Here is a 13,207-nt window from a genome sequence, read left to right on the forward strand (position 1 = left end):
TTCGGACACGCCGAACGGGCGCGCGAAGTCAACTAGCGAGCAAATACCGCCATGAAATATCAGCCGCTGTACGCCGTCTTGGTGGCTGCCTTCGCCCTGTCGCTACCAGCCTGCGACCGCACCCACGCGGAAGAAAAGGGGGAGCACCACCACGACGAGCACAAGATCGTGGCGACCACCGCCCAGGCCAAGGACGTCATCCTCACGCAACAGTACGTCTGTCAGATTCGCTCCCAGAGCCACATTGAGGTCTGTGCCCTCCAGGACGGATACCTCGAAGAGATTCTGGTCAAGGAAGGTCAGGCGGTGAAGCAGGGCGACGTGATGTTCAAAATCCTCCCCACGCTATACAAGGCGCGGCTGGCGGCCGAGCGGGCCGAGGCCCAGCTCGCCCAGATCGAGTTCCTGAACACCAAGAAGCTGTACGAGAGCACCCCGCCGGTCGTCTCGGTTCAGGAAGTGAACCTGGCGCAAGCCAAGCTGGACAAAGCGAACGCGCGGGTGAAACTGGCGGAGGCCGAAGTCGACTTCACCGTCGTCAAAGCGCCGTTCAACGGCATCGTCGACCGCCAGCTCAAGCAGCTCGGCAGCCTGATCGAGAAGAAGGACATTCTCACCACCCTTTCGGACAACGGGGTGATGCGGGCGTACTTCAACGTCCCCGAGGCCCGCTACTTGGCGGACATGACCGGCCAGGGGCTGAACAGCCAGCAAATCGAACTCGTGCTGGCCGACGGCAGCAAGTTCCCGCAGCACTGCCAGGCCGTTCTCATTGAGGGGAAGTTTAACAGCGAGACCGGAAACATCGCCTACCGCGCGGACTTCCCTAACACCAAAAATCTGTTGCGGCACGGCCAGACAGGAACCGTTCTGATCAACCGCAAGCTGCCGCACGCCACGGTGATCCCGCAACGAGCCACGTTCGAAACCCTCGACAAGCGATACGTGTTCGTCGTGGGCGAAGATCACAAGGTCCACCAGCGCCTGATCACGATCGAACACGAGATGGACGACATCTTCGTGCTCAAAAGCGGCCTGAGTGCGACCGACAAGTTTATCCTGGATGGGGTTAGGCAGGTGCGCGACGGCCAGTCGGTGGAGTTCGAGTTCCGCAAGCCGGAAGACGTGCTCGCGAACCAGAAGCACCACGCCGAGTAGCCAAACGGCCCCTGTTGTTCCGACGACACGAACGATGCGGGGGCGTGAGGGTCCGTGCGACCGACCGCCCCCGGCGAACGTTTCTGGGCGCCCTTCGCGCGCCCCGCCACGAAACTTAATTCGACCCTCCCGGAACTATGTTCACGCAAATCCTCTACCGCCCGGCCCTCGCGATCGTCATCTCGATCATCCTCCTGTTCCTCGGGGTTCTGGGGATCAAGACCCTGCCGGTCGCCCAGTTCCCGGACATCGCGCCGCCCACCGTCGAAGTGGCCATCGCCTACCCCGGCGCCAGCGCCAACGTGCTGGTGGACTCGGTGCTGATCCCGCTGGAGCAGTCCATCAACGGCGTGCAGGGCATGCGGTACATCGCCTCGTCCGCCACCAGCGCGGGCGAGGCGGTGATCCGCATCTACTTCGAGCCGGGCACGGACCCCAACATCAACGTGGTGAACGTTCAGAACCGGGTCAACATCATGATGAACCGGCTCCCGCCGCTGGTGCAGCGCGAGGGCATCCTCGTCAGCCAGGTGGTGCCGAGCATGCTGATGTACGTGAACATCTACAGCGAGGACCCGAACGCCGACCAGAAGGACCTGTTCAACTTCGCCAACGTCTTCGTCATGCCGCGGCTCAAGCGCATCCAGGGCATGGGCATCCCCCGGAACCTGGGCAACCGCGCGTTCGCGATGCGCATCTGGCTGAACCCGGACAGCATGCGGCGCTACAACATCGCCACCGACGAGGTGATGAAAGCGCTCGCGGAGCAGAGCGTGATCGGCTCGCCCGGGCGCCTGGGGCAGGCGACCGGGATCACCTCACAGTCCAAAGAGTACGTTCTGACGTATGTCGGACGTTACAACAAGAAGGAGCAGTACGAGAACATCATCCTGAGGGAGACGGCGGAGGGCGAGATCCTGCGGCTCAAGGACATCTGCGGGGTCAAGGAGATCAAGGACGGCAAAGAGGTCCAGAAGTCCCCGGGCGTCGAGCTGGGGTCGGAGTTCTTCGACATCTACTCGGACATCAACGGCCGCCCCGCCGCGTCCATCATTCTCAAGCAGAGCCCCGGCTCGAACGCCGCCGAGGTGATTGAGGAGATCAAAGCCGAACTCGGGCGGATCGAGAAGGAATCGTTCCCGCCTGGCATGAAATACGAACTGTCTTACGATGTATCGCGATTTCTGGAAGCGTCCACCGAGAAGGTGCTGCACACCCTGATCGAGGCGTTCATTCTGGTGTCGCTGGTGGTGTACATGTTCCTCGGGGACATCCGCTCCACTCTGATCCCGATCCTCGCGGTGCCCGTCTCCCTCATCGGGACGTTCTTCGTTCTGAAGCTGATGGGCCTTTCCATCAACCTGATTACCCTCTTCGCGATGGTGCTCGCGATCGGGGTCGTGGTGGACGACGCCATCGTGGTGGTGGAGGCGGTGCACGCCAAAATGGCCGAGAAGCACCTGTCACCGTACCGGGCCACGATGGAGGTGCTCCACGAGATCAGCGGGGCGATCATCGCCATCACCCTGGTGATGACATCCGTGTTCGTCCCGGTGACGTTCGTTCCCGGACCGGTGGGGCAGTTCTACCGCCAGTTCGGCATCACGATGTCAACGTCGATCGTCCTGTCCGGTGTGGTGGCACTGACGCTCACGCCGGTGTTGTGCGCGATGATCCTCAAGCCGCACGACCACGCTCCCGGGTCGGGTCACGCGGGCCACGCGAAAAAGCGGTTCTCGCTGCAAACCATAGCTCTGTACCTCATCGGTGCCGTCTTGATCCTGGGGCCGATGGTCTACCTGGCGTACCACTTGTGGGGCGAGCTGGGATTCTTGCTCATCGTCCTGCCCGTCGTCCGCAAGCCGTTCGACCGTGCCGTCGAGTGGGTCACGGCCCGGTACGCTGGTATCCTGCGGCTGATCGTCACGCGGCGGGTCCTGACCATGGGCGTCGTCGGGGGGTTCGCCGCCGGCGTCGTGGGGGTCAATTTGAAGCTCGCGAGCGGGTTCATCCCGGGCGAGGACCAGGGCATCATCTACGCGGTTATTCAAACGCCCCCGGGCTCCACACTCGAGTACACGAACGCCAAGTCGCAGAACCTCGAGGCGATCGCCCGAGACATCAAGGAAGTGACCTCGGTCACCTCGCTGGCCGGCTACGAGGTGCTGACCGAGGGCCGCGGGTCGAACGCCGGGACCTGCATCATCAACCTGAAAACGTGGTCCGAGCGCGAGCGCACCACGCGCGAGATCATTGAAGAACTCGAGGCCAAGAGCCGCCAGATGACCGACGTGAAGCTCGAGTTCTTCGAGCCCCCGGCGGTCCCCGGCTTCGGCGCCGCCGGCGGGTTCTCCATGCGGCTCCTCGACAAGACGAACACCACCGACTACCAGCGGCTCGGCGAGGTGACCGAGAAGTTCATGGCCGCGCTGGAAAAGCGCAAGGAGCTGAAGAACCTGTTCACCTTCTACACGGCGGACTACCCCCAGTACGAGCTGATCATCAACAACGACGTGGCGATGCAGAAGGGCGTGTCGATCGGCAAGGCGCTGGACAACTTGAACATTCTGATCGGCAGCACTTACGAGCAAGGGTTTATCCTCTTCAACCAGTTCTACAAGGTGTACGTGCAGTCCTCGCCGGAGTTCCGCCGGTACCCCGAGGACTTGGACAACCTGTTCGTAAAGAGCGAGCGCGAGGTCGAGATCAAGAACGAAAAAGGGGAAACGCGTAAGGTCCGCGTGGAAGGGGATATGGTGCCCTACTCCGCGTTCATGAAGCTCGAAAAGAAGCAGGGCCTGAACGAGATCACGCGCTACAACCTGTACCCGTCGGCCGCCATTCAAGGGGCGCCAGCCGCCGGCTACAGTAGCGGGCAGGCCATCAAGGCGATTCAGGAGGTCGCCGCCGAAACGCTCCCCTACGGCTACGGCATCGGCTGGGAAGGGCTGTCGTACGACGAGTCGAAGAAGGGCGTCGAGGTCGAGGTGCCGAAGCTGCTGCACGTGGAAATCAGCCCGTCGATCCTCATCTTCGCGATCGTCGTCGTCTTCGTGTACCTCGTTCTGGTCGCGCAGTACGAGAGCTTTCTGCTGCCGCTGGCCGTGATCCTGTCGCTGCCGATCGGCATCTTCGGGTCGTTCTTCTGCCTCCAGGCCCTGGGGCTCTCGAACGACGTGTACGCCCAGATCGGTCTGATCATGCTGGTCGGTTTGCTCGGCAAGAACGCCATCCTGATCGTCGAGTTCGCCGTCCAGCGCCGCCAGGAGGGCCAGTCGCTTATCGAGGCCGCCGTTGAGGGCGGGAAGCTCCGCTTCAGGCCGATTCAGATGACCTCGTTCGCTTTTATCGCGGGCCTGCTCCCGCTGGTGGTGGCAACCGGTGCCGGTGCGATCGGGAACCGCACCATCGGCACCACCGCGGCGGGCGGGATGCTGGTGGGCACGGTGATCGGCATTCTGGTCATCCCCGGCCTTTACTACCTATTCGGCAGAATGGCCGACGGCCGGAAGCTCCTGGCCGACGAGGTCGACGGACCGCTCAGCGAGGTGTTCACGCACCACGCGCCGGAGCTCCATCACAATGCGGATGAGCACCACGCGCCGGCCGAACACCTGCCGTTCGACGCCGGCCCCGCGGACGGCCCATCGCACCACCCGGACCCGTCGGATGATGCCGGTGTGTGACCGGCCGATAGCGGCCCCCTCCTCGCACCTTTGGTTGCGCGGAGGGGGCCGCTGTGGCATTCCGTTAAGCACTGTCGGCGGCTCCACACGGTTTTTCGTTTGAGCGACAGCCGCTCCGATTGAAACGAGCAGATCGCCTGTTCCGGAACTGCCAGGTTTGCCGATAAGAGCAGATATTACCTCAACGTGTGTAAACCCCCTCAAGGACGAGGAGTATGAACCGCGTGCTGAAATCTGCGGCCACACCGCGTCGGTACCGCGTTTTGACGCGGGCCGTCTCCTGCTGCCTGTTCTTGGTTCTGCCGTCTTGCCGCATCCCGAACCTGCGACAAGCGGACGCCGGACCGGGCCTGCCGCCCGCCTTTAATACCCCTGCGGTCGAGACCCTACCCGCTGCGGCCGCTGTTGCGGCGGCCGGCGGACCGGCGGCCGCAGTTGCTGGCACTCCGCATCCGGTTACGCCGCAAGCGGACAGTTCGGCGCGGCTCGGCGTCGCCGAGTTTTACAACGATCCGGTACTGACCCGACTGGTCGATCAGGGACTGGTGACCAACCAAGAGCTGAAGATCTTGGAGGAGGACGTCCAGATCGCTCGGGCCGAGATCCTGTCACGGCGTGGGGCGTACCTGCCACTCGTCGGGGTGCGCGGGACGGCGGGCATGGACAAGCACAGCGTTTTTACGCCCGAAGGGGCGGCCGAGAAACAGCTCGAGTACCGCCCCGGCCGCCACTTCCCTTCGCTGCCGGGTGACTTTCAACTCGGCCTTAACTTCTTGATGCCGCTCGACATCTGGAGAGAGCTGCGAAACAGCCGGGACGCGGCGATCCAGCGGTATTACGCCGCCGTCGAGCGGCGGAACCAGTTCGTGACCCGCCTCATCGCCGATGTCGCCGAGACGTACTACGCCCTCATGGCACTCGACCGGCGGATCGAGACGCTGGACCGGACCATCGACCTCCAGCAGCGCAGTTACGAAATCGCGAAGGCCCGGTTCGAGGCGGGCCGGGGCACGGAACTGGCGGTCCAGCGGTTTCAGGCGGAAGTGCGGAAGAACCAGAGCGAAAAGCTGATCGTCGCACAAGAGATCGTCGAAGCTGAGAACCGCGTCAACTTCCTCGTCGGCCGGTACCCGCAACCGGTCGAACGGAACTCGGTGGGGTTCCTCGATCTGAGCATCAACGCTCTGAGCGTCGGCGTACCCGCTCAACTGCTTCAGAACCGCCCGGACATCCGCCAGGCGGAGCACGAGTTGGCCGCCGCCGGATTGGACGTGAAGGTCGCCCGGGCGCACTTCTTTCCGCGCATCGACGTGACGGGCTTCGTCGGCTATCAGGCGTTCAACCCGAAGTACATCTTCAACCCGGAAGCGTTCGTGACCAACCTCGCGGGCGAGCTGAGCGCGCCGCTGATCAACAAGGCCGCGATCCGGGCCGAGTACCGCGCCGCGAACGCCAGACAGTTGGAAAGCGTCTACAACTACCAGCGGGTGATCCTCAACGCGTTCACCGAAGTCATCAACCGCATGGCGATGGTGTCGAACTACAGCAAGAGCATCGAGCTCAAGAAGCAACAAATCACGGCGTTGGAGGCGTCGGTGGACGCCGCAACCAAGCTGTTCCAGAACGCCCGCGTCGAGTACATCGAAGTGCTCATCGCCCAGCGCGACCAACTGGAAGCACAAACGGTGCTGATCGATACCAAGCGTCAACAGTTGTCCGCCATCGTCAACGCGTACCAGGCGCTCGGCGGCGGCACCTCGTTGTCGGTGCCGGCGGTGCTCCCGGATCAGCCCCACCCGCGACGATGAAACCCGCCTCCCGCCACGCGCGTTACGCTGAGGACAGCGACTGTGTTGGGAGGGTGCGGCCCCAGGGGCGGCGCTGGCGGAAGGAACCGCCAGCGCCGCCCCTGGGGCCGCACACGTGGTGCAAACGCGGGCTTCAACTCACGTCAGCGAAGGTTCGGTGAATCTGCCCGCGGGGGATTGCTCCACTACAACTCTTCGGTTAGGTATCCACCTGACACCCTCGCCCTACCCGTTTTCAACGCTGCGCACATGAAACAGTTCGTCCTGGGTCTGGCCACCGCCGGCCTGCTCGCGGGCGTCGTCCTGCTCTCGCGAGCCGGAACCGCCACCGACGCCGCCACACGCGCCGGCGACAACAGCGCCGTCAAGATCGAGGCCGGGGACAAGAACCCCTGGACCTCGCTCAAGCTCAACAACGACCCCGACCAGTTCACCTTCGCCGTTGTCTCCGACCGCACCGGCGGACACCGCGAAAAGGTCTTCTCACGCGCTGTGCAGCAGGTCAACTGGCTCCAGCCGCAATTCGTCATGTCCGTGGGAGACCTCATTGAGGGGTACACGACCAAGGAAGAAGCCATCAAGGAGCAGTGGGACGAGTTCGACGGGTACGTGAAGCGGTTCGAAATGCCGTTCTTCTACGTGCCCGGCAACCACGACCTCACCAACAAGGTCCAGGTCACGAAGTGGGGCGAGCGGTATGGCAAGAAGTACTACCACTTCACCTACCGCGGCGTGCTGTTCCTCTGTCTGTGCTCCGAAAACCCCGACTCGGACGGCATGAGCACCATTGACAAGGCTCAGCAGGAGTGGGTCGCCAAGACGCTGGAAGCGAACAAGGACGTGAAGTGGACGTTCGTGTTCCTGCACAAACCCCTGTGGGTGGCGAAGGACCTGGATAAGAACGGCTGGGCGGCGGTGGAGAAGTCGCTGGCCGGGCGCAAGCACAACGTGTTCGTGGGCCACGTTCACCGGTATCAGGTGTTCGAACGCAACGGCACCCAGTTCTACCAGCTCGCCACCACCGGCGGCGGCAGCCGACTCCGCGGTCCGCAATACGGCGAGTTCGATCAGGTGATGCTGGTGACCATGAAGAAGGAAACGCCGGTTCTGGTGAACGTCGACCTGGCCGGCGTACTGCCCACCAACCTCAAGCTCCCGGACAGCGACGAGAAGGGGAGCGTCCGCAAGAAGGTGGCCACGTTCCCGGTCACGGGCAAGGTAAAGCTCGACGGCAAGCCGCTCACGGGCGCGACGATCACGTTCCACGCGTTCAACAAGACGACCGAGAAGTACAGCCCCGCGTGCGACGCGCTGTCCGACGACGCGGGTCGGTTCGGAATGTCCACGTACACCAAGAACGACGGCGCCCCGGCCGGCGAGTTCACGGTCACGGTCGTGAAGACCGCGAAGGGCGGGTACTACGACGGCGAGATCCCCGAGAAGTCGGTGCTACCCGAAAAGTACGCGACCGTCACCACGTCACCACTTCGGGTCACGATCAAGGAAGGCACCAACGACGTGGAACTGGAACTGGATTCCAAGTAATCGCGTGGAGCCCACGCCGCCACGTCGGCAGAGTGGGCGGGGCCTGACCAACGGTTTTTCGAGCCGCGGGCCACCGGCGCGTACCCGAGAGTCGGGTACGCGCCGGTGGCCCGCGGTGTTACCACTGACTAAGCGGCACGCCTTTCGCTCTTGATCTAAAGCACCGCGCCCACTTGGGGTGCTGTGTACATGCCGAGAGCCCCATGAAGGTTTTCCACTGCGACCACTGCGATCACCTCGTTTTCTTCGAGAGCGTGATGTGTGTGGTCTGTGAACACACGCTCGCGTACCTGCCGGACCTCGGTGTCACCGGTTCCCTCGACCAGAGCAGAGACGGACTCTGGACCTCACCACTGGAACGAGCGCGGGGGAAGACGTACCGGTTGTGCCAGAACTACACCGAGCACGCCGTGTGTAACTGGGCCGTACCGGCCGATGATCCGGACCCGTACTGTCAGTCCTGCCGGCTCACCCGGGTTATTCCCAACCTCTCGAACCCGGCAAATAAGGCGGCGTGGTACAAGCTCGAACTGGCCAAGCGGCGGCTCCTGTACACGCTGATTGCACTGAAGCTGCCGCTCGTCAGCAAGGCACACGACCCGGCGGGCGGGCTGGCGTTCGAGTTCCTTGCGGACCCCGAAGACCCGTCCCTCCCGCGGGTCCTCACCGGCCACGCGGACGGGCTCATCACCGTCAATTTGGCCGAGGCCGACGACGCCGAGCGCGAGCGGCGTCGCACCCAGATGCACGAGCCCTACCGAACAGTCCTGGGGCACTTCCGACACGAGGTCGGGCACCACTACTGGAACGTACTCATCCGCGACGGCGGACGCCTCGAATCGTTCCGCGACGTGTTCGGGGACGAGCGCGCGGACTACGGCGCGGCACTCCAGCAGCACTACGCCACCGGAGCGCCCTCGGACTGGCAAAACAACTTCATCTCGGCCTACGCGACGGCACACCCGTGGGAGGACTGGGCCGAAACGTGGGCGCACTACCTCCACATGGTGGACGCCCTCGAAACGGCGGTCGGATGTGGCATTTCGATCCGCCCGCGTCGGGCCGACGAACCGAGCTTGAAACCGGACACGAAGGTCGTGAGCCGCACGCCGTCGGCGTTCGACGCGATGATCGCGAGCTGGCACCCGCTGACATACGTGCTGAACAACCTCAACCGCGGTCTCGGTCAGCCGGACGGATACCCGTTCGTCATTTCCGAGAAGGTGGTCGAGAAGCTGCGGTTCGTTCATGATGTCACAACCGCGCCGCAACCGGCTCCGAAGCGGTCTCCCCCCGCCGCAGCGGTTGCAGTCGCGTGAGACGCGTCTCGAACCGTGCCATTCGAGACGCCGTTCAGCTACTTCATTTCGAAGTCGAAGGACGCGGTGGCCGCACCGGCCTGGACCGTCGCTTCGAGCCCGCTGGTCTTGGGGTCGTGGTACTTTTTCGGGATGTTCGGGTACTCCGCCTTCTTCATGTTCGGCGCGACGTACCCCATCCCCGGCTTGTTCGGCCGCGGCGGGCGCACCGCGACCGCGTAGCGACCGGGCGGCAGCCCGACCCCACGAGCCACCTGAAACGCGAACGTCCCGTTCGGCTCCAGGTCCGCCACGTACGTCGACCCGTCGGGGCCGTCGAACACGACCGTCCCTTCTGCCACCGGGGCGCCGCGGAACGTGACCTTCCCCGTTGCCGCGCCGAGCGGGGGCTCGGAATCGCATCCCGCAGCGAAGGTCGCGCACGCCACCAGCACACACCATCTGGCCGTCCGCATGTTTCGTCCTCCTCAAGTGTGCGCGTGACTTAGAAGTCGTTGAGGACCTGACCGTCGTCCCGGTCCGCCAGCCGCTTGAGCGTGAGCACCGGGGTGCTCGCGGTCAGCGACCGGACCGACCCGTCCGCCAGGGCGACGTTGACCGAACCGCCGGCGTGGGCCGACTGGAGCGGACTGTTCCCGCCGCACTGCCCTCCCGAGTTGGCCAGCGACGCGTCCTTGCTGATCGGGTACCGGACCGTCGTCAGGTTGAAGATGCGCGGCTCGCTGGTGCTCGAAAACGACGCCGCGATGCCCATCACGAACCCGGTGCCGCACGAGCTGCGGCAGTCGGCTTTGGTGCCGTTCGCCAGGGTGCAGTAGTCCGACTGCTCACCGATTACGACCGTGTTCGAGGTTCCGTCGGTAATTTCGAGCACCCCGACCTGCCGCTTCGGGATCAGCACGCCGCCCGAAGACACCATCCCCGTGTCGTAATACGGGCCGGCGTAGGTGAACGTGGACGAGTGGTCCGAGCTGCCCGCGATGCCCACGTAATCGGACACGAACACCTTGGTCGCCGCGGACAGGTCGGTGAGGGGCTGGAACGGACTGGACGGGCACTTGCCCATGTTCAGGACGAAGCCGTTGAGCCGGGTCCGATTGTACGCGTTGGACGCACCGTCGCCCTCGTGAATCCACCCGGTGGACTGGTACTGGGTGCCGCTCGCGTTACCGGTCTTGTCGAGTCCCGCAAACAACGGGTCCTGCTCCAGGTACGGAAGCAACGAGAGCCAAAACGAGTGCCCGTACCACCCGCCGGTCGGGCAGCCGACGCTCCCGGCCGGGAACTTCTGGTGGGCGTCGTGGTGGTTGTGCAGCGCGAGGCCCACCTGTTTCAGGTTGTTCTGGCATTTGAGGCGTGCCGCGGCCTCGCGGACCTTTTGAACGGCGGGTAAGAGGAGCCCGATCAGAATGGCGATGATCGCGATCACGACCAACAACTCGATGAGCGTAAAGGCGCGGGAGGACCGTCGCGGTGCCATATGGCCTCGCTTGATGAAAGGGGCATGAAGGTGGGGAGAACGGGCGAGGAGATGTTTGCAATTGTGCGCGCGGTAGCATCCTGTCGCAAGCGCTTTTCGCCCCGAGTCACGAAGTGTCATTGGACACTCATAACCCGAACCGGCCACGGGATGAGGCGCGCATCGGACACCGATCGATGTGAGAGTTCCGCGAACGTGAAACCTGTGCCCCGGCCGGCGCGTATCCTAACCACACGCCGCGCCCGCGTCCGTTCGGGCGCCGTAGCCCCGTGGAGACGTGCGCATGCGTCGGTTGGTTCCTCCCGGCCTCACGGCCGCGGTCATCGTGGGGATGGCGGCTCTCGTGGGCGCGCCCGCCACACCGCACACCTCGGCCGCCGATCCGCCCGCCAGCACGGACCGGCTCAACAAGGAAATCGACAACCTGAAGCTCTCTTCGGCCGATGGCACGGCCCACGGCCTGCGCGACTTCGCGAAGGACAAGGGCACCGTCGTCGTGTTCCTGTCGTTCGACTGCCCGGTGTCCAACAGCTACGCCGCCACCCTGGCCGAGTTGCACAAGGTGTACAGCGCCAAGGGGATCGGGTTCGTGGCCCTCGTGCCCACCGACGACGCCGCCGAGAAGATCACCAAGAAGGCGGGCGAGTTCAAGCTCCCCTTCCCCGTGCTGTCGGACAGCACGCTCGTTGCCGCGGAGGCGTTCAAGTCGACCGTCACGCCGGAAGCGTTCGTCCTGGACCGCAACCACGTCGTGCGGTACCGCGGGCGGATCGACAACCAGTATTACGGGCGGATGAAGAAGAACCCGCAGATCACCGAGCACGACCTGCGTGACGCGCTCGAGGCTGTGGTTGCCGGAAAGTTAGTGACGGCACCGGCGACCCGCGCGATCGGCTGCCACATCGACCCGAAAGAGCGCACGGTCACCTCCGACGCCGTCACCTACCACCGCGATGTCGCGCCGATCCTCCAGAAGCACTGTCAGAGCTGCCACCGGCCGGGAGACGCCGGGCCGTTCGCGTTGCTCACCTACAAGCAGGCGGTGAACTGGTCCGCGGACATCGTCCACTACACCCAGAACCGCGACATGCCCCCCTGGAAGCCGACCGCAGGGTTGGAGTTCGCCAACGCCCGCACGCTCACCATCCGCGAACTGGACACGCTGGCTCAGTGGGAGAAGAACGGCTGCCCGGAGGGCGACCCCAAGGACGCGCCGGCCCCGCCGAAACTCTCGGACGGCTGGCGGCTGGGCCAACCGGACCTGATCGTCGAAATGGGTGAGGAGTTCCAGGTCGGCCCGACCGGTAAGGACGTGTTCCGGTGCTTCGTTCTTCCCACCGGTCTCAAGGAAGACAAGCACGTCGTTGCCTACGAAGTGAAACCGGGTAATGCGGCGGTGCTCCACCACTCGCTCAACTACTTCGACACCACCGGGAAGGCCCGGAAGCTCGAAGCCGCCGAAAAGGCACGCAAGAAAGGCGCGGACGAGACCGACCACGGCCCCGGCTATCCGGTCGCGATGGGCGTCGGCTTCATCCCCAACCAGGCCGACGCGCCGCGGCCCTCGATCCCGGCCGTCGGGATACTGGGCGGGTGGGCGCCCGGGCAGGTCGGCACGACGTTCCCCGACGGCTGCGGCATCCTGCTGCCGAAGGAGGCGGAACTCGTGCTCCAGCTCCACTACCACCGGACCGGGAAGGTCGAGAAGGACCGCACGAAGATCGGGTTCTACTTCGCGAAGAAACCGGTGGAGAAGCCGTGGCTCATGCTCGGGGTCGGCGGGATGTCGTTCCTGGAGTCGATCCCCGCGAATAAGGCGAACCACGTGCAGAAGGGCTCCGCCTGGATCACCGCGGACGCGAACGTCCACAGCATCATGCCCCACATGCACCTGATCGGCAAGAGTATCAAAATCACCATGACCCCGCCGGACGGGGCGCCGAAGCTGATGCTGGAAATCAAGGACTGGGACTACAACTGGCAGGAGTGGTACTGGCTCGCGAAGCCGCTGGCCGTTAAGGCCGGAACGCGGTTCGACGTGGAAGGGGTGTTCGACAACTCGGCCAAGAACCCGAACAACCCGAACAGCCCGCCAAAAGCCGTATGGTTCGGCGAAGAGACCACAAGCGAGATGCTGTTCGGGTTCCTCGGCGTGACGCCGGCGGGCAAGGAGCGCGTGCGCCTGTCGCGCACCGAGCTGAAGAAGTAGGA

General features: G+C 64.2%; 8 protein-coding genes. 6 read left to right on the top strand and 2 right to left on the bottom strand.

Annotated features, from left to right (window positions below; genetic code table 11):
- Positions 1-51 precede the first annotated feature (51 nt).
- The 5 genes from GobsT_RS19445 (at position 52) to GobsT_RS19465 (ending at position 9,516) form a co-directional block, all read left to right on the top strand.
- Positions 52-1,158, top strand: coding sequence for an efflux RND transporter periplasmic adaptor subunit (locus GobsT_RS19445; protein WP_010047775.1), 1,107 nt, complete (start codon positions 52-54; stop codon positions 1,156-1,158).
- Positions 1,159-1,295: 137 nt separating this feature from the next.
- Positions 1,296-4,844, top strand: a complete 3,549-nt coding sequence (locus tag GobsT_RS19450; RefSeq protein WP_010047777.1) for an efflux RND transporter permease subunit — start codon at positions 1,296-1,298, stop codon at positions 4,842-4,844.
- A gap of 215 nt (positions 4,845-5,059) precedes the next feature.
- The gene (locus GobsT_RS19455; RefSeq protein WP_010047778.1) at positions 5,060-6,652 is read left to right on the top strand and encodes a TolC family protein; all 1,593 of its coding nucleotides are present in this window, start codon (positions 5,060-5,062) and stop codon (positions 6,650-6,652) included.
- 249 nt (positions 6,653-6,901) lie between these two features.
- Positions 6,902-8,197 carry a metallophosphoesterase family protein gene (locus GobsT_RS19460; RefSeq protein WP_109571004.1) on the top strand — a complete coding sequence of 432 codons (1,296 nt, stop codon included), beginning with the start codon at positions 6,902-6,904 and terminating at the stop codon, positions 8,195-8,197.
- A gap of 203 nt (positions 8,198-8,400) precedes the next feature.
- Entirely contained in the window at positions 8,401-9,516 is a 1,116-nt protein-coding gene (locus GobsT_RS19465) for a zinc-binding metallopeptidase family protein (RefSeq protein WP_010037359.1), read from the top strand.
- Between the two features lie 38 nt (positions 9,517-9,554).
- Here GobsT_RS19465 and GobsT_RS19470 read toward each other — a convergent pair whose 3' ends face one another.
- Positions 9,555-9,971 carry a peptidase associated/transthyretin-like domain-containing protein gene (locus GobsT_RS19470; protein WP_010037361.1) on the bottom strand — a complete coding sequence of 139 codons (417 nt, stop codon included), beginning with the start codon at positions 9,969-9,971 and terminating at the stop codon, positions 9,555-9,557.
- A 29-nt stretch (positions 9,972-10,000) separates the two neighbouring features.
- Positions 10,001-10,996: a DUF1559 domain-containing protein gene (locus GobsT_RS19475; protein ID WP_010037363.1), complete on the bottom strand. Its 996-nt coding sequence runs from the start codon at positions 10,994-10,996 to the stop codon at positions 10,001-10,003.
- A gap of 283 nt (positions 10,997-11,279) precedes the next feature.
- Between GobsT_RS19475 and GobsT_RS19480 the strand changes: the two genes are divergently transcribed.
- Positions 11,280-13,205: a redoxin family protein gene (locus GobsT_RS19480; RefSeq protein ID WP_010037366.1), complete on the top strand. Its 1,926-nt coding sequence runs from the start codon at positions 11,280-11,282 to the stop codon at positions 13,203-13,205.
- The last annotated feature ends 2 nt before the right edge of the window (positions 13,206-13,207 follow it).

This window comes from Gemmata obscuriglobus, assembly GCF_008065095.1.
In the GTDB taxonomy this organism is placed as follows: domain Bacteria; phylum Planctomycetota; class Planctomycetia; order Gemmatales; family Gemmataceae; genus Gemmata; species Gemmata obscuriglobus.

Excerpts from the sequence above, each read along its gene's own strand:
- GobsT_RS19445 (WP_010047775.1), top strand. The coding sequence starts at position 52 with ATGAAATATCAGCCGCTGTACGCCGTCTTGGTGGCTGCCTTCGCCCTG.
- GobsT_RS19450 (WP_010047777.1), top strand. The coding sequence starts at position 1,296 with ATGTTCACGCAAATCCTCTACCGCCCGGCCCTCGCGATCGTCATCTCG.
- GobsT_RS19455 (WP_010047778.1), top strand. The coding sequence starts at position 5,060 with ATGAACCGCGTGCTGAAATCTGCGGCCACACCGCGTCGGTACCGCGTT.
- GobsT_RS19460 (WP_109571004.1), top strand. The coding sequence starts at position 6,902 with ATGAAACAGTTCGTCCTGGGTCTGGCCACCGCCGGCCTGCTCGCGGGC.
- GobsT_RS19465 (WP_010037359.1), top strand. The coding sequence starts at position 8,401 with ATGAAGGTTTTCCACTGCGACCACTGCGATCACCTCGTTTTCTTCGAG.
- GobsT_RS19470 (WP_010037361.1), bottom strand. The coding sequence starts at position 9,971 with ATGCGGACGGCCAGATGGTGTGTGCTGGTGGCGTGCGCGACCTTCGCT.
- GobsT_RS19475 (WP_010037363.1), bottom strand. The coding sequence starts at position 10,996 with ATGGCACCGCGACGGTCCTCCCGCGCCTTTACGCTCATCGAGTTGTTG.
- GobsT_RS19480 (WP_010037366.1), top strand. The coding sequence starts at position 11,280 with ATGCGTCGGTTGGTTCCTCCCGGCCTCACGGCCGCGGTCATCGTGGGG.